The sequence below is a fragment of the Ruminococcus flavefaciens genome, assembly GCF_900116855.1.
In the GTDB taxonomy this organism is placed as follows: domain Bacteria; phylum Bacillota; class Clostridia; order Oscillospirales; family Ruminococcaceae; genus Ruminococcus; species Ruminococcus flavefaciens_R.
Genome location: NZ_UETD01000011.1, coordinates 109443 through 126226, shown reverse-complemented (window position 1 = coordinate 126226; position 16784 = coordinate 109443). Strand labels below are relative to the sequence as shown.

Below are 16784 nucleotides of genomic sequence, written 5' to 3'. Positions count from 1 at the left end.
CGGCAGCTCCGCCTTAGGCAGCGGACTGCGGCGTATTGAAAAGGAGTAAAAACATGAAAAGCAGAACAGAAAAGCTAACCTTGCAGCTTCTCGCTTTTGTCTCTGCCCTTGCGGTCCTTCTGGCAGCTTTGTCGGTGTTCCCGACATTCAGAGCTGCTGCGGCAGGCACTGACCTCTATGTGGGCTATTCGGGCAGAAGCAACAATTTCTCAACAGTTCAGGCGGCTGTTGACAGAGCTGCAAGCCTTAACCCCTCATCGGAGCAGAACCGCGTGACCATTCACATCGCTCCCGGTACCTACCGTCAGCAGGTCATCGTACAGACGCCCTACATCTCATTCGTTAACGACGAGCCCTCAAAGGGCGATGTTGTCCTCACATGGTACTACGGTATCGGTTATAAGTATTACAGCGCCAACTCCAAGGGCTATTACGACGGAAATCTTGCAGCTTCAAAGAGCGGCAAGAATGCTTCCAACTACCGCTGGGGCGCTACTGTGCAGCTCTGGCCAAAGGCTACATATTTCAAGGCTGAGAATATCGTCTTTGAGAATTCCTTCAACCGCTACATCACTCAGGAGGAGCTGGCAGACGGCGTTGAGTGTACCAACGAGACTCTCAAGGTACAGCGCACCAACGGCGTTGACGTAAAGTCAAAGGCTTATACCGAGCGCGCGGCAGCTCTCTCAGTGGATACGGGCTATGCCGAGTTCCTGAACTGCAAGTTCCTGTCAAGTCAGGATACTCTCTACACAGGCGGCTCTCCTCAGTACTACAGGAACTGCCTCATCGAGGGTCAGACAGACTACATCTTCGGCGGAAGCAACGCTGTTTTCGATAACTGCGAGCTCCGCTGGAAGGGCTACAGCAGCGGCTCGGTAGGCGGCTACATCACCGCTGCAAGAGAGCAGGGAAGCCCCTATACGGGCTATCTTTTCAAGGACTGCAAGGTGACTGCAAACCCCGATCTTACGGTAGCTGCCGGCTATCTGGGCAGACCTTGGGCACAGAGCGCAAAGGTCCTGTTCGTGAACACCACTCTCCAGAACAGCAATATGATAACCGCAGCAGGCTGGTATTCAATGAGCGGCGTTCAGCCCGAGACCGTTGACGGCTTCAAGGAGAACGGCACAAAGCTCACAAACGGTCAGAAGGTGGACCTCTCACAGCGCAAGGGACATACTGTCTCCGACAGCGACGCTGCAAACATCAACATCAAGAACTACCTCAACAACTGGACTCCCACATTTCTTAACGGCTCGGGCAGCAGTCAGCAGCCCCAGCAGCCTTCGGGCAATGTGGACGGAGCTATAAAGCTCTGCGGCGGCTGGTTCGAGGAAGCCTTCGTGGAGTTCGACAGCTCCAAGCTGGGCAATAATGTGAAGGTAAGCTACGCTCAGGCAGGCAGCTCAGACTATACCGCAGTGGACTCGCAGCTCATACGCGGTACAAGAGTCGATATCCCCGGACTCAAGGGCAATACCGAGTATAATATCAGCCTGACAGGCTCCAACGGCTCAGCCTCCTGCACAGTCAAGACAATGGCATTCGACCGCAGCGGCTATGCTCACTGGAACACCTCCGACGGCGTGGGCGCTTATAACAGCGACGGTACTCTCAGGTCGGGAGCAAATGTTATCTACGTCACCAACTCCAATAAGGACTCCATAACCTACGGCGGTCAGACGGGTCTTTACAATATCTTCTACAGCGGAAAGCCCAAGAACGTGGTATTCCGTATCATCGGCGGCATTGATGTTCCCTCGGGGGCAAAGGCTAACGACGGTAAGCAGAACGATGGTTCATCCATGCTCTATCTCCAGAACGCCGAGAACGTAACTATCGAGGGTATCGGCTATGATGCCGACCTCAAGCAGTGGGGCTTCGAGATGAAGCGCAGCAAGGGCTGTGAGGTCCGCAACCTGTGGCTGGGAAACTACCCCGATGACGGTGTGTCTATGTCGGGAAGCTCCGACAGCAAGTCCCTGCATATGTGGATACACAACAACACTATCGAAAAGGGCTACAATGCCTATGCGGGCAACGGCACCGTTGACGCCGACAAGGCTGACGGTGACGGCTCACTGGATATAAAGTGGACGGAGTACGTTACTGTTTCGTACAATGTATTCCAGGACTGCCACAAGACCTCTCTTGTAGGCGGCGGAACGAGCCATATGCAGGACTGGATAACCTACCACCACAACTGGTTCAACAATACCGAGTCCCGTAATCCCCGTGCGAGAAACGCACATATCCACAGCTACAACAACTACTTCTATAACAACAAGCAGTACGGAATAGGCGCTTCCTATAATTCAAAGGTGTTCTCCGAGGCAAATTACTACCAGAATACCTATCTGCCTCTGGACGCAGTAAATATGGGCAGCGATGCTTATTCGGGAACTATAAAGTCCTACGGTGACAAGTTCGACGGCTGCAATATGGGCAGCGGACTGGCTTACCAGATAGTTAACTCCCGCACTGACAAAGCTTACATCAACAACCTGAAATCAGGCGGAGACGGTTACGACAACTTCGATACCGATTCATCAAAGATCTACGGAAGCTACAATGTTCAGTCCGCAGACGCTGCAAAGGCTGAGGTAACAGCTTACGCAGGACGTATGCAGAACAAGGCATACAACGCAGGCTCAGTATCACAGGGCGGCGAACCTGTTGTCATTGACCAGCCCATGAAGAGCGCGCTTATCGCTCGCCTTGATGTTAAGGACGCAAGCTACGGCGCACAGTGGTCCATCGCAGAGAGCTTCGGCGTTGGCGACAAGGCATTCGGCGACCGCGAGCACGTTATCGCATCTGTTCCTGCTGTGATCAGTGGCGGCGAGCATATCATCACAGCCTGCAACTCCAAGAACACAGACTCCGACCTTGCGGTCATAACAGCTGCAAAGGACATCACGGTCTATGTTGCGCTTGACGAGAGAGTCACAACTCCTCCCTCATGGCTGGGTAGTTTCACAAAAACAGGCGATGTTGTGGAGATAAACGACAGCGAAGCTGTCAGACCCTTTGACGTTTACGCAAAGGAGATCAAGGCAGGAGAAACTCTCACTCTCGGCACCAACGGCATGAGCGGTGCCTGCATGAACTATACGGCATTTGTGGCAGAGACGCCCTACGCAACACCTTCACAACAGCTTCAAACAGCGTAAATACGCTGTTTTTTCATATACTAAAAACGACCTCAACGCCGTTTTCATCGCTCACATAGACCACATCGATCATCATAACGGCAATATTATGCTTCTCCTGCACCGTCAGACTGTCCCATATTTTCAGCGGCTCCTCCAGCGGTTTCGTGTCGATTGCCTTACGCTTACGAGTTTTGGTCTGGAGCTTTCTTTCAAGTGCCGACTTCTGCTCATGGAGTTTGCTCACCCTGTCCTGAATGTAGCTGAAAAGCACATCGTCCGCATCGGCAAGTCTGCCCATGAGCTTGCCAATCTCCTCATCGACCTTGATAATTTCCGTCCTCACGGCTTCGCTGTCGGGATCGGGTTTTGTGCTTTCGTGCTTTGCGATAACAAGCTGTTCAATGCGCTTGCACATTTCCATATAAACAATATCTTCGACCTGATCGGGCTTCAACTCCGTTGCGTAATCATGGGAACACCCTGTCATAGTTTTTCTTCCGTAATCGTAAAAATAACGGTATGTTCTGCCTTGCTTGTTAGTGCTGTGATTGATGTGCATAGCATATCCGCAGTTACCGCACTTCATCATTCCCACAAGCCATGAGTTGAGTGCTACTCCATTGTTGTTGAATTTCTGATTATGACTTTTCTTGTCCTGAACTCTCAGCCATGTGTCCGCTGGGACAAGCCCCTCATGATATGCGACCTTAACAAAATAGCCCTGCTCACCGCCTGCGTGAACGAACAAGCCGTGAATGCCGTCATACGCTTCAATATCGTCGAGCATTTCATAGCCCTTTGATGAAAAGTATGCATAGACCTCCTTGTCAGCCCTCACATATAGCGGATTTTCAAGGATACGGCTTAGGTGCGACCTGTCCATATTGGAAATACCTGTCTTGGTTCGTGGGGTTGCTCTGGTGACATTGATGTTATTTTCCCTGAAATAATCAATGATTTTCAGGAGCGACATATCGGGATTTTGATACAGTTCATACGCCACACGCACTGCCTCAGCATTCTCCGAGGGAACAAGCACCGAGCCTGTCTTGCCGTTAATTGTTCTTCTTTCGGGAGTATATCCGAACTGAACTTTACCGCCCTGATAAAAGCCTGTTTCCCTTGCCTTAGTCTGGAAAGCATCAGCCACTCTTGCGGCGATCGTCTCACGCTCAAACTCTGCGAAGTTCAGCAGATTGTTTCGCATCATTCGCCCCTCTTTTGTCTCCGTATTAAACGGTTCTGAAAGAGAATACACGGTCACACCATAGCGGTCAAGCTCGTCCGTAATATTCAAGTATTCCCTCATATTTCTGCTGAAACGGTCATACTTCTTCACGATGATTCTGCTGATAAGACCCTCACGGGCATCACTCATCATCTGCATAAATGCAGGACGGTGCATCACATCTTTGCCCGACTTGCCGTCATCGCAGTAGATACGATAGTTGCATTCGCCCACAAACCTGATACACTCCTCCTTCTGTGCGGAAATGGACAGCGAATTGTTGCCCTTATCCTTGTCGCTGACGGAGCGGCGTACATAGATAGCCGTGATACCGTCATTCGTTTTAGTTGATTTTCTCATTGTTGACCTCCAATTGCGTTTGCAATCGGACGGTTGGTTTTACATCTATATCATAGCGCAACCGTCCGAAAATTGCAACAGCATAATCATAACTGTAATCTTTTTCGGCAGATTGCCAGATCATTCAGTTGTTTCTTCTGTTTCGTTGCGGCGCATTGCACCGAGGAAAATATCGTACATCTTGTTGATCTTCTGCTGTCTGATCGTTTCGGGAACATCATCGGGGTAAGAAACTCTCACCTTGATACCCTCATCAGATACATAGTCAACTGCCTTCTCTCTTTTCTCTACGGCAGATGTTGTATTCAAATTTTTAGTCCTTTCCGACAGCTTTTTCTTTCTCGCTGTCTGTCATTTCGGGTTTGGTTATCAGCATCATCGCATCTTTCAGCTCATGCTGGATCGTGTAAGTATCGCAGTACCAGTTATCGACATACCGCTTGCAGACGGCAAGCTGAATGTCAAGAGGTCTGCGGCGGAGCGTACCCTCAGTCATACGCAAAAGTTTTGCGACAGCAGGCAGGAAATAAAGACATTCATCGCCCTTATGCTCCGCTATCTCGTCACGCTGTACGGCATAATCGTCCGAAGTGAATTTTGCAATGATCTCATCAACGGACTCCTTGTAAATGCCGTCATAGTTGAACAGCATACGCTCTTTGTCGAAACGCCCTTTGAACGGAATACCGCTTGCGGCGAGGGCAATGCTTATCAGCTTTCCCTTGTCAGAATTTATTGAAACATATTCCTTGTTACTGCTCTCATAATCGTCACCAACGAGGAAAACATAGTCACTCATTCAAAGCCCCCTTTCCGTCAATTACTGCCTGAGTAGCTATGGGGAAAACTGCTGTGCTTGGCGGCAGTATCGTCCTGCTTGTCCTCATCGTCCGTGACCGAGGAAGTGCCGTCCGCATCATCATCGGACTGCTCACCCTCACGGAGCTTTTCAAGCTGTTCATGCTCACGCTCGATTGCGGAGAACAGGTCTTTGCCGCTCAGCTTGTACTTGTCGGACAGGAACATGATGTAGAGCTTGTTATATTCTGCTCTATCCTTATCAAGCTCCTTTGTCTCGTCAGCGATAGTTTTCTCACGCTTTGCGATCTTCTTTTCGAGCTTCGCCAGCTTGTCAGCGATAGAAGTCGTAGCCATATCATCACCACCATTCTGAAATTTTAGTCGAGCCGATACCTCAGCCCCATACTAAAATTATAGCGCACTTTCGGGGTGAAAGTCTATTCGCAGTGCGCATGAAGTTGAGTGCGCCATAAAACTTTTCTTATCGTGAAATTGTTATGGGGAATTTTGAAATGAGTATAAAAAATGCAGAGCTGTGAAATGCCCTGCACTATATATGATTATCCATTTTTAGGAATAAATAAGGAAATACCTTTAGCCTTCTTTAAGAGACCTTTTTATACGGCTTAGTGATTCGGGAGCGATACCGAGGTATGTAGCTATGTATTGTTGCTTGACCATTTGGCATATTTCGGGAAACATTTTCCTGAAATGAAGATACCTTTCTGACGCACTCTCCACAAGAAAGCCGTTCTCCCTGTATATCTTGTATTTTAGAGCATTTTCAAGAAGCTGAATATATGCGCTTTTTAAGGCATCATTTTCATTTATAAGCAACTTGATCTCGCTCACATTAAAGAGCATAAGCGTGGTGTCCGTGAGAGTTTCCCACTCGGTCAGGCTTTCGCCGTAGCCGAACATACCCTCGTCCATACACAGCGTTCCCGTTATGGAAAATCCGCGCGTGATGTCATTGCCGTCACTGTCGATATAATAGCACCGTGTAATTCCGTCGAGGACTAATGCGGCGGTATTGGTTTTTTCACCGATATGCTGTATCAGAGTGCCTTTTCCGATGATACGAAATGTCGAGAGCTTAACTATCCGTTCAAGTATCTCGGTATCCAATCCAAGGTCATATTTTTCGGATAGTGATGTGAGCTGTTCAATAATGATTTGTTTATTCATGATACACCTCATGCAGTAAAAATAAAATATGCCACCGAAATAAGATTCATTCCCCCGTGTGCGATCATCGGCACGATAAGTTTTCCACTCTTTCTATAACCCCATATCCAAAGCAGACCTACAAGGAAAGAATGTCCCATATTGAACCAATCGAGCATTCCGAACAGAACGTTAAACAGCAGAAGTGCCGCTGTCTCTCCGAACACATCGCCGCAGAAAAACTTTGCAAGTCCTCTGAAATATATCTCCTTGCAGATGCCGCTTACGAAGCCGAGAGATATTATCATAAGAACGATCTCACCGACGGAGAGTCTGTTCCAACCCGGAAAAGCAAGCTCTGTTCTGCATTTGCTTACAAGTAACGAAAGCAGGCTGACTGCGGAAGAAACAGCCGCAAGAACCACACCGAGCGTTATATCCCTTCTGAGAGTTTCTTTTGAGTAAATCTCATTTTTCAGCGAAATATTATTCTCCTTGTAAAGCAAAAGCGCCTTCGGCAGAAGAATGATATTTGCAAGAATAAGCACAAGGCAATAGGTATTCAAATCGGCATTTGCGAAGCTCGCAATATCGAGCAGATTCATACCCGTCTGATAGCTTTGACAAGCCCTGAGCAACTCATATCCTGCGACAATGAATGTTAGTAAAACGGTTGTTGAAATAGCCTGTCTTGCGTTTTGAAATTTTGTGTTGTTCATTATCATCACCTCAAGATGATGATAGCACATTAACAAGCAATTGTCATTGACTTATGTTAAGAAAAAATAATTCTACAGATAATCTGACCGCCTAATAATCCCCCATCAATTATACCATATCGTCCCCGAAAGAGCAATCCCATTTCCGAGAAATCCACCCTCCGAAATCACCGTCATCATACACAGAAATTCCATGTTGAATCTATGCAAGAGGGAGAATCGCCATGAACAAAATGTAAACTTTTCAGAAAATCATGAGCATTTTCTCAAAAACGTCGGTAGTAAAGTAGAAGGGTATTTTCATGGGCGGTCAGGCAGGGCAAAAATTTGAATGTAACGATAAGCATATCGACATTCAAAATCGGCTCAGGGAGAGCCGAACGGAAGGTTTCACCAGACTGCCGCCCACCCAGCATAGTAACTGCGCCGAAGCCCAGTAAAATACTCTCAGAGCCGTGCGGAACAGAGATAAAGTCGCATAGCTCCAAACACGCAGGAGCGTGAAAAATCGCCGTGAAACGGCGAAATACAAGTGAGGGCGTGAAACGCCCGATCAATTTTCACAAGCACGGTATGTCGTATTACGATTATGGAAAATCGTAAACCACATACGGCTTGTCAGGGGAAATTTCCCCTAAGACCCCTGAGAGCGATTGCAGGAGCAATCGAAGAACGGCGGCAGAACCGCCGAGAAAGTGAGGACATCAGAATGTCAATATTCAAAAAGCCCGAAAAAGGTTTCCTTGCAAAGCTGTTCAAGCATAAGCAAGTCGAGGAGCTTGCAGAGGAACTTGCCCACACTTATGCGGAGGAAATGCAGGCGGATATGCTGTCAGATAATTCTGAAACGGATACCGCCGAGGACACCGCTACTGAGCCTGTTCCAATGTTGGAAGTCACAGAATCGGGCGAGGTAGATTTCACAGAACCGCCCGAAACCACCGAGGGCGAATCTCCACCGCAGGACACCGAGCCGAGCGAAGTCCGCAAGCACCTTATCACATTCCGAGTGAACGACATGGAGCTTGAAGCGATCAACCGCAGATATGCTGAAACGAGTTTCAGAAGCAGGGGCGATTTTTGCCGTTATTCTGCATTGACCGTAATGAACGTGGAGGAAGATACCGAGGACATCAAGCAGATAGCAAGGTATATTTCCTCAATATCAAATTCGTTCAATCAGGTAGCCCACCGTGTCAACAAAGGCGGTAAACTTTATGATGAAGATATTTCCGATATGAAAGCGAGGTTAGAAGAAGTTTGGCGATTACTCGTATCCATACGATCCACACGGGAACATACGGTGCAATTGCTTATATCTGCAACCCGGACAAAACCGCAGACGGCAAATATGTTGTTAGCAACTTGTGCGTATCTTCTCCATCTGGAGCATCAGAACAGTTTAGGAACATCAGGCAGACAGTCGGCACAGGACGAAGCCGAAGCGAGTGCCAGCACATAATACAATCATTCGCTCCGGGGGAAGTCACTCCCGAACGGGCTTTGCTTATCGGGCAGGAACTTTGCAAGGCGCTTTTCAATGACGAGTATCAGTATGTGCTTGCCGTCCATGTAGACCACTCTCATGTGCATAATCACATCATCGTGAACAATGTGAACTTCTACACGGGCAAGACCTTTGAGACTGAACATAATCAGGGAAAAATTCCCGAACGAGCGTGGAGCAAACTCCGCACGATTTCGGACGAACTTTGCAGAAAACAAGGACTATCTATCATCGAAAATCCGCATCTTTCAAAGGGTAAGAGCCATTGGGAGTGGGAGCTTGACCAGCAGAATTTGTCGTGGAAAGAACAGCTAAAAAGAACTATCGACGAGGTTATCAAGGCCAGCGAGGATTTTGAGGATTTCCTTGCGAAATGTGCTGATTTCGGAATACTTGTAGACTACAATCCCGACCACAAAATCGACCTGAAATTTATGCTTGCGGAGCAAAAGGAACGCAATCCGAGGGCGAAAATGACGAGGGCAAAAACGCTGGGCTACTTCTATGAGAGCCAGCAGATCAGAAGGCGTATCGAGAGTTACAAGTACCAAATGTCGCACCGCCCGACAGCAAGAATTATCCGCACCACAGCGGAGAAATTCCAACAGTCTCAGGGCTTGACTAACTGGGCAGACCGTGAGAATATGAAGGCAGCGAGCAAGGCTATCAACGAAATGACCGCCGATAACACCACCCTTGAAGAATTGGAGAGTGCAGCTCTCACGGCTTTTTCACAAAGAATGTCTGCCAAAAGCGAACAATCCGCCCTCCGAAAGCAGTGGGACGAGATACAAGAACTGTTACCGCTTGTCGAGGAAGTCATCAAGTACACAGACATTCACAAGAGATACAAGTCGCTCACAGGCAAGGAGCAGACCAAATTCGGCAAGCAATGCGCCTATGAATTGTCGGAGTATGACAGGCTTTTTGCGAAAATTCGGGAGATCGTTCCGGAGGGAAAAGTCCCGTCACCTGAACTTCTGCGTAAGCAATTGGAGAAGATTCAGGAGCAGTACAACGAGCAGTCAGCCAAGTACGATACCTCAAAGAAAGAAGCGGACAGACTTGCCCAGCAGATACAGAAAAAGCGGCAGAGCCAAAAGACGCTCGACCGCTACTTACAGAACGAACAGGCTGCCAAGAGAAAGAAAAGTCAGCTTGAATAAAAAACGGCAGGGAGGGTGTTCTCCTTGCCGTGCTATCATATTAAGTATGATTATCGTAGCTCCTTCATTGTAAAGCAACTTGAATCGACATAGCATTTTTGTCCTGTATCAAGCCTATGAAGAACCATCTTGAAACGTTCATCATCAAAGCTGTAATCACAGTTGTTAACAAAACATTCATCAAATACCATTTTATCATGAACGTATTGCTGTAATATATTTTCATTACAGCTCATTGGTTCTTCAAGAGCTGTATGAAGAATTTTAAATTCATCAAAAAAATTGATTAATTCATCTGGGCAGTGTTTAGTAAGCAATGCAACTGGATATTCGGCACACAAATAACCATAACACTTATCATAACTAACTACGATTGTTGGTCTCAGCAAATACCAATAATTATCCGCCCAATTATCCCAATCTCCACAATGGAAATTACTGAAGGCGTTAATTGCTCTACATACAGACCTGAATTCATATTTACTCTTATTCTCAATAGCTCTTGTGAATATTTTTGTATAATCCATAATCATTGCTCCCCTTATGTATAGAATTATACATCACCACCGCTAATAAGTCAACCCTAAATCAACAAAAAAAGAAAGGAAACAACAACTATGAGCAAAATCGGATATATCAGAGTTTCAACAGAACATCAGGAGACAGCAAGACAGCAGGAGATCATGTGCGACTATCAGGTAGACCGCATCTTCTCCGAGAAGATTTCGGGAGCAAACAAAGCCCGACCTCAGCTTAAAGCTATGCTGGACTATGTGCGTGAGGGTGACACGCTCTACATCGAGAGCATCAGCCGTTTGGGACGTTCAACAAAGGACTTGCTGAACATCATCGACACCCTCACTGACAAAGGGGTAACGCTCATCAGCCACAAGGAGAACATCGACACCGATACTCCTGCGGGCAAATTCATGTTGACCGTGTTCGCTGCACTTTCTCAGTTGGAGCGTGAACAGCTCAAACAGCGACAGCGTGAGGGCATCGAGATCGCTAAGGCTCAGGGCAAGTACACGGGCAGAAAGCCCATTGAAATAGACTGGACGAGGTTTGGTCAGCTCTATGGGGAATGGAAGTCGAAGAACATCACAGGGCGTGACTTTATGCGGAGAATGGGCTTGTCGGCAAACACCTTTTACCGCCGTGTCAGGGAGTATGAAGCCACTCACGGCATTGCCGAGCCTGTTTCTGCATGAGCATATTGCACCGAGGATTTATATAATATTGCTGCGCAATGCACAATTATTATTACAATTACTCCGCAGGGCTGGACTCCTGTCTTGTCATGGGATATAATGTTTCTACAATAAAACACAGGAGGGATACAGCTATGTTAAAGATACCCGAATTGGCTATGCCGAGATCACGCAAGGTCACTACTGTCTGCAATGGTAAGCGTGAGGTCTGGACGGACTACGAACAGGCAAAGGCATATTTCCTTGAACTCATGATGTCCACTGACGGCGAGGAGCATGAACGTGCCGAATGCGTTTATATCCAGCTCTTGCATGGGCTTGACGAGTGCAGTGATGAGGACGAATAAACAAAGAAAAGAGCGAGTTGTCAGAATGTAATGACAACTCGCTTTGTTTATGTTTGAGAAAGATCGTATTTAAGCAAATCCGAATAATTCTACCGATAGTATTCAGCAGGTATCGGCTCGTGGGAGATGCAAAGGTCTCTGTCTGCTTTTGCCCATATTCTCTGCGCCGTATCCGTCATCTTCCTTGCATCACAGACATAAACCAAGGCATTGCCAAGCTGTGAATAAGTGACCGCACCCGTATATTCAAATGCCTCCTTGTAATTGGGATAGTATTCCGAAACGCAGGTGTCTGCTGCTGCGGTAAAATGCGTATGAAACGGTGGAGACACAAGCATATTGCCCTCGTGATCTTTTATTGTGATCGTAAATGGTTCGGGATTCAGTCTGTCAGGTATTTGCAGGCGTTCGTCAACGGCATGAAGATAGGTGTTTTTGTCATGACCTACACCGATCAGCAGTACCTTTCCCGATTCTTCGTATAGTCTGCTCAGACAGCCGCCGACAGGTGCAGGAGAGGCTGAATGCTCCTCGCCTTCGACCCATTCCGCTGCACTTTTGCCAAATACCGTATGCGCCCTGTGCAGGGAACGGACACCGTCCGTGCGGAAGGCTGCCACCCTTGCAAGAGTACCGATACAAGGCATCGTTGATCTGACATCGTAAAACGGATTGCTTCTGCAAACACTGTTCCATGTATGAGTCGGCACGATAAACAGACCGTCCGAAAGATATTCGCTGAATGCATCTATAAAACCGTCTGCACCGTTTTCGATTTTGCCGATCTAACGCAGAGAACAGTGCAGCGTCAGTTTGTCATCGTTCTTTACTCCGCAATTTTTCAGAAATTCAAATATATCATTCTTTGTGATCATGAACCGACCTCCCTATTACTTACCACTTCAAATCTCCGTCACCGCCCATAGCTATTGTCATTTCCTCGATCTTTTCAAGCGGAAAAGGCGATGTGGCAAGCGGCTTCATGGCGATCGACATCAGCTTCATAGGGTTATCATCGGCGGCGATGCGGTTTGAACTGAGTGCTCCGCATATCTTGCACCGATGAATGATAGCCCATTCACCGTTTTTTCTGACCCATACGCTGACAGCCTCCATAATACCTCCGCAGTCTGCCGAACGGTCGCCCGGTTCATTGTCTAAATGCTGACTTGACAAGCAGTATGGACAATGATTTCGGTGATCGCTGCCTGCACCTGTCGGCACGACAGGTTTGCCGCAGAACTTACATATAAATGTATCATTGCATGGGTGTGTTTTATAATATCCTTTTTCAAGTGTTTTTTTCTTATGTTCCCTGTTCATGGGGATACCTCCTGAAAGTGTGATATATCCTTTCTTCCGGGAGGAGCGTGGGATCACAGTTAACCTCCCGGTTACGCTGCAATCTCCAGTTTTCTGTTTTTAATCAAAAGTCATTTCTCCTTAAAATCATGTTATTAACGTTTTTTGTAAATTATAAGCTCGGGATTTTTACCGTCCTTTTCATAGGTACAGACAAGAATAAACTCCATATTCGCCAGCACACCAAAGCACCGATCACCGCCAAATTCACATTCGAGCTGATTGCCAAGATAGGTCGTGTTGTCGTCAAGGAATTTCACAGCGTTTCCGTTTGGCAGTCTGTACGGCAGATTTACATAGCTTCCCACAAGGGCATTGAGTTTATCCAACTTCGGCATACCCTCAATCTGCAATGCATTGATCTCAGCGATCAGCGTTTGCTTGAACTTATCAAACTCTCCGCCGTCCGAAAGCTGTTCGTATCGCTTCCAGTAGTCAAGCTGCGGCAGAGCCGACCTCAGATATTCTCTGACTTCGCTCTCGGGGTGTTCGGCACTCACCATATTTTTCACACATATTTCAATCAGATCGTCCATATTGCTGTACATATATTCACCGTCGGCATAGCACCATTTGCAGTAGTCCTCGTTGAGAGTGCCGTCTGCTTCGTGGCTTATGATACTGTCATCAAGCGGCATACCGCAGCACTGACAGATCAGCTTTCTTGGAGCGCCTAATAGTGTATTTATCGACACATCGAAAAATTCGGACAGCAATTTCAGGGTTTCCGTGTTCGGTACGGTCTCGCCTGTCTCCCAACGGCTTACTGCCTGCCTTGTGACAAAAATCTTGTTGGCAAGCTCCTCCTGCGACATACCGTGCTTTATCCTAAGTTCCTGAATGATGTTTTTAGTTTCCATAATATCACCTCACCTATATCATAGCATATATCAAGGCATACTGCAAGCAACTGTCTGTTGCATTAAACGCTGTGTACCCTGAAAACCAGTATTCCCTTGACAATAAGCAGCAGAAACACGACCGTCACCGCATATGGCAGTCTTGCAGCGGTCAGAAATAGCACGGCAATAATGCTCAGCACAAAGGAAGCAACGGTCACTGCGCTGCGTCCCTTTTCGATATGCCTGTATTGCATCAGCACCTTGACTGCACCTGCTGCAATCAGCAGGATCATCAAGCCCCAGCAGACACAGGCGAACGGTAATGCAATTTGCGTATACCGCAGTAAACTGACCGCTGTAAATGTGCTGCCCAGCTTCTCCGGGTAAAGCGGCAGGATGAGCAGCATCAGCGCCATGATGTCGGTGCAGCCCGTCAGCAAGTCGAGCAGAACGGCAATATTTTTACGGTTATCGTCCTGTGCGGCGGTGATGAGTTCCTCCGAGGACAAGAGCTCGTCGATCGTGACCGAGAAGTATTTGGAGATCTCCTTCAGGGAATCAATGCTCGGGTAGCCCTTTCCGGATTCCCATTTTGAGATCGCTGTGCGTGATACGAAAAGTGCCTGCGCAAGCTCTTCCTGTGTCAGACCTTTCTGCTTTCTCAAAGTCTGTAATTTTTCGCTGAATTCCATTTGTGTTCCTCCGTCAGACTGACAGTGCCGTGATACAGCAGATACAGTCCTGCACTCAGCAGCAATGCCCCGATAATATCCGTCAGCCAGTGTACGCCCGATATTGTCCGCCCCACGACCATAAAGAGCGTGAAAGCAGTAGTACAAGTATATATGATCTTTTTTACAGCACTGCTCTGTACCCTTCGCCACACTTGAAAGGCAAGCGTCGGCATCACGCTGACAACAAGCAATGTCGTTGAGGACGGATAGGAGGCTTCCATACGTCCCTCAATGAGAATCGGGCGGTAGTTGATCGGTATCATCTCAAAGATCAGATAGCCTGCGATCACGAGGATATAATATACCCCAAGCAGCAGGATATCGCTGTCTACTTTGAACAGGCTTTTTCTTCTTACAAGTTGAACAAGACCGAGTATACCAAATCCCATACAGACGGCTATCGGCACAAGTCCCAACCAATCAGTGACAGTGTAGAGTACCATATGTACGCCTGTCAACTTATGAAACCACTGATTCAGTCCAGCAAAGCCGATGTTCGTTCCGTTCTGTCCGACAGGCTGCACGTCCACCGTCTGTATCAGCATCGTCCAGACGATGAAAGCTGCCATCATCCCCAAGCCTGCAAGTAGCAATTTTCTTCCATTCTTTTCCATTACATCAGATCCTTTCGTTCATTGCCTTTCGGCTGATCTCAGGATACCATGGAACTGTGAAAATGTAAAGAACCGCTGCGTCACATCGGCGACACGGAGCGTGTCATCGGCGAAATACCGGTGTTTTTTGGGGCATGGTGGCACCGGATCGCCACACTTTTTTAGATCAAGCTCTGCTTTCAAACGGTCTGCCAAACGAGCCGATCTCAATAAGATTTCCCTCCGGGTCAGCAATATAGCAAGTACGCTGTCCCCACGGTTCCGTGGTCGGCTCTAAAACAGGCGTTGCACCCTTGCTGACAACATCATGAAAAGCTGCATCGACTTCATCAAACGTGTCCACATACAATGCGATCTCGGAATGACCGTTGAGCCCCTTTACATACTCATATTTGTGGCTCGTCATGTTCTCAAAATCTTTCCTGCCGTAGAGCAGGAACAGCGTGCCGTCCTTGACAAGATACACGTTTGAAGTATCTTCCGCCTCTTTGATCTCGAAGCCGAGGACATCTCTGTAAAAGCGTATCATTTTGCCCATATCATCGACAAAAAGTCCGAATCCGTCAAGTCTCATAAAAATACTCCTTTCATTTGATCGGGTGCCGTATGACTGTTTTCAGCTTGTCGGGGGAAACCTTCCTTGCGTCCGAAAGATAGATCTCGTGATGAAAACGGCTCTGCGAAATATCCAGAGAATACCCCTGCACTGTCATGTATTCATGCATAAGCTGTACCGTTGCAGGCTCATCATCATAGCCGCCGATGTGCATACACTGCACGCACAAACCCTCATCATAGGTCAGAAACTCCACTTTGGAGAAATCCGTTTTCTTCTTGCGTGTCGCTTCCTCTATCGCCCAGTCAAAGTCTGTTTTTGTGACAAAATCGGGCAGGCGTATCAGCGACACCCACTTGAAATGTTCCTTGTGAGTATAGTCCACGCCCTGAACTCCGTCCTGCCACCAGAATCCCTCCAGCGGCGGCACGACATAATCAAAATAGCCCTCTATCTGATGATCGCCCTTTTTGCTCATTTTTATCGTATAGGCGATTCCGTACAGCAGTTCGATCGCCTGCTTGTACTCGCCGCCCTCAGCATTCGGATCACCCTCACCACGCACGGCGATATAGTTCATGGTTGGAACGGTGACGATCGTCGGCTTCTTCGGGGGCATATAGTATTCCTTGTATTCTTTTTTGAAATCGAACGGCATATCATTTTCTCCGTTTCTTCGGCTCCGGCAGTTCGTCATACATCGCCGTGATAAGCTGAAACAAAAATTCCTTATCGTCCACATTGTCCACAAGAAGCATTTCCTTTGCCCCCTCATAGGGAAGCTCCAGTGCCGCATCGGGCATCAGCTCACGGGCGGACTTCACAGGCTTCACGAGAAAACGGTCATCATATACTCCGCCGAAGATCCTGCCACGATAGTACAGGATATATTCGCCCATCATAGCTTTATGAGTGATCTCATCAAGGTCAGAGAGCTGTTCGAGAATAAAGCTGAGATATTCCTTTGTTGACGGCATATTATCACCCTCTATCTAAAATATGCTTTCATTAT

At 47.6% G+C, this 16784-nt stretch carries 20 protein-coding genes; 5 read left to right on the top strand and 15 right to left on the bottom strand.

Going from position 1 to position 16784, the window contains the following annotated elements; genetic code table 11:
- Nucleotides 1–53: 53 nt before the first annotated feature.
- Nucleotides 54–3176 carry a pectinesterase family protein gene (locus DSZ37_RS12645; RefSeq protein ID WP_109727258.1) on the top strand — a complete coding sequence of 1041 codons (3123 nt, stop codon included), beginning with the start codon at nucleotides 54–56 and terminating at the stop codon, nucleotides 3174–3176.
- Nucleotides 3177–3189: 13 nt separating this feature from the next.
- Here DSZ37_RS12645 and DSZ37_RS12640 read toward each other — a convergent pair whose 3' ends face one another.
- The 6 genes from DSZ37_RS12640 to DSZ37_RS12615 form a co-directional block, all read right to left on the bottom strand.
- Nucleotides 3190–4746, bottom strand: a complete 1557-nt coding sequence (locus tag DSZ37_RS12640) for a recombinase family protein (RefSeq protein ID WP_109727257.1) — start codon at nucleotides 4744–4746, stop codon at nucleotides 3190–3192.
- 120 nt (nucleotides 4747–4866) lie between these two features.
- Nucleotides 4867–5055, bottom strand: a complete 189-nt coding sequence (locus DSZ37_RS12635; protein WP_109727256.1) for a hypothetical protein — start codon at nucleotides 5053–5055, stop codon at nucleotides 4867–4869.
- Nucleotides 5056–5059: 4 nt separating this feature from the next.
- Nucleotides 5060–5545, bottom strand: a complete 486-nt coding sequence (locus tag DSZ37_RS12630; protein ID WP_109727255.1) for a hypothetical protein — start codon at nucleotides 5543–5545, stop codon at nucleotides 5060–5062.
- A gap of 17 nt (nucleotides 5546–5562) precedes the next feature.
- A complete protein-coding gene (locus tag DSZ37_RS12625; protein WP_109727254.1) occupies nucleotides 5563–5901 on the bottom strand; it encodes a hypothetical protein in 339 nt (112 codons plus the stop codon).
- 240 nt (nucleotides 5902–6141) lie between these two features.
- Nucleotides 6142–6735, bottom strand: a complete 594-nt coding sequence (locus DSZ37_RS12620) for a Crp/Fnr family transcriptional regulator (protein WP_109727253.1) — start codon at nucleotides 6733–6735, stop codon at nucleotides 6142–6144.
- 8 nt (nucleotides 6736–6743) lie between these two features.
- On the bottom strand, nucleotides 6744–7433 hold the full coding sequence (locus DSZ37_RS12615; protein ID WP_181380314.1) for a CPBP family intramembrane glutamic endopeptidase: 690 nt from the start codon (nucleotides 7431–7433) through the stop codon (nucleotides 6744–6746).
- A 709-nt stretch (nucleotides 7434–8142) separates the two neighbouring features.
- Between DSZ37_RS12615 and DSZ37_RS18010 the strand changes: the two genes are divergently transcribed.
- On the top strand, nucleotides 8143–8895 hold the full coding sequence (locus DSZ37_RS18010) for a MobC family plasmid mobilization relaxosome protein (protein ID WP_242978626.1): 753 nt from the start codon (nucleotides 8143–8145) through the stop codon (nucleotides 8893–8895).
- Nucleotides 8799–10106, top strand: a complete 1308-nt coding sequence (locus DSZ37_RS12610) for a relaxase/mobilization nuclease domain-containing protein (protein ID WP_431768067.1) — start codon at nucleotides 8799–8801, stop codon at nucleotides 10104–10106. Before DSZ37_RS18010 ends, DSZ37_RS12610 begins: the two co-directional genes overlap by 97 nt.
- 50 nt (nucleotides 10107–10156) lie before the next feature.
- Here the strand turns inward: DSZ37_RS12610 and DSZ37_RS12605 are convergent, their stop codons facing one another.
- Nucleotides 10157–10633, bottom strand: coding sequence for a hypothetical protein (locus tag DSZ37_RS12605; protein ID WP_109727251.1), 477 nt, complete (start codon nucleotides 10631–10633; stop codon nucleotides 10157–10159).
- 90 nt (nucleotides 10634–10723) lie between these two features.
- On the opposite strand from DSZ37_RS12605, the gene DSZ37_RS12600 reads away from it, so the two are divergent.
- Both DSZ37_RS12600 and DSZ37_RS12595 read left to right on the top strand, forming a co-directional pair.
- A complete protein-coding gene (locus DSZ37_RS12600) occupies nucleotides 10724–11317 on the top strand; it encodes a recombinase family protein (protein WP_109727250.1) in 594 nt (197 codons plus the stop codon).
- Between the two features lie 134 nt (nucleotides 11318–11451).
- Nucleotides 11452–11664 (top strand): hypothetical protein, encoded by a 213-nt coding sequence (locus DSZ37_RS12595; RefSeq protein WP_109727249.1) that lies wholly within the window; start codon nucleotides 11452–11454, stop codon nucleotides 11662–11664.
- Nucleotides 11665–11753: 89 nt separating this feature from the next.
- Here the strand turns inward: DSZ37_RS12595 and DSZ37_RS12590 are convergent, their stop codons facing one another.
- The 8 genes from DSZ37_RS12590 to DSZ37_RS12555 form a co-directional block, all read right to left on the bottom strand.
- On the bottom strand, nucleotides 11754–12440 hold the full coding sequence (locus DSZ37_RS12590; RefSeq protein ID WP_278298878.1) for an AAC(3) family N-acetyltransferase: 687 nt from the start codon (nucleotides 12438–12440) through the stop codon (nucleotides 11754–11756).
- A gap of 118 nt (nucleotides 12441–12558) precedes the next feature.
- Nucleotides 12559–12987, bottom strand: a complete 429-nt coding sequence (locus DSZ37_RS12585) for an RNHCP domain-containing protein (RefSeq protein WP_109727247.1) — start codon at nucleotides 12985–12987, stop codon at nucleotides 12559–12561.
- 134 nt (nucleotides 12988–13121) lie between these two features.
- Entirely contained in the window at nucleotides 13122–13886 is a 765-nt protein-coding gene (locus tag DSZ37_RS12580) for a zinc ribbon domain-containing protein (RefSeq protein ID WP_109727246.1), read from the bottom strand.
- A 62-nt stretch (nucleotides 13887–13948) separates the two neighbouring features.
- Entirely contained in the window at nucleotides 13949–14560 is a 612-nt protein-coding gene (locus DSZ37_RS12575) for a helix-turn-helix domain-containing protein (protein WP_109727245.1), read from the bottom strand.
- Complete coding sequence (locus tag DSZ37_RS12570; protein ID WP_109727244.1) at nucleotides 14530–15216, bottom strand: phosphatase PAP2 family protein; 687 nt, start codon at nucleotides 15214–15216, stop codon at nucleotides 14530–14532. Before DSZ37_RS12570 ends, DSZ37_RS12575 begins: the two co-directional genes overlap by 31 nt.
- Before the next feature lie 166 nt (nucleotides 15217–15382).
- Nucleotides 15383–15790 carry a VOC family protein gene (locus DSZ37_RS12565; protein WP_109727243.1) on the bottom strand — a complete coding sequence of 136 codons (408 nt, stop codon included), beginning with the start codon at nucleotides 15788–15790 and terminating at the stop codon, nucleotides 15383–15385.
- A 13-nt stretch (nucleotides 15791–15803) separates the two neighbouring features.
- Nucleotides 15804–16430 carry a GyrI-like domain-containing protein gene (locus DSZ37_RS12560; protein ID WP_109727242.1) on the bottom strand — a complete coding sequence of 209 codons (627 nt, stop codon included), beginning with the start codon at nucleotides 16428–16430 and terminating at the stop codon, nucleotides 15804–15806.
- Between the two features lies 1 nt (nucleotide 16431).
- Complete coding sequence (locus tag DSZ37_RS12555; RefSeq protein WP_109727241.1) at nucleotides 16432–16749, bottom strand: TfoX/Sxy family protein; 318 nt, start codon at nucleotides 16747–16749, stop codon at nucleotides 16432–16434.
- Nucleotides 16750–16784: the final 35 nt, after the last annotated feature.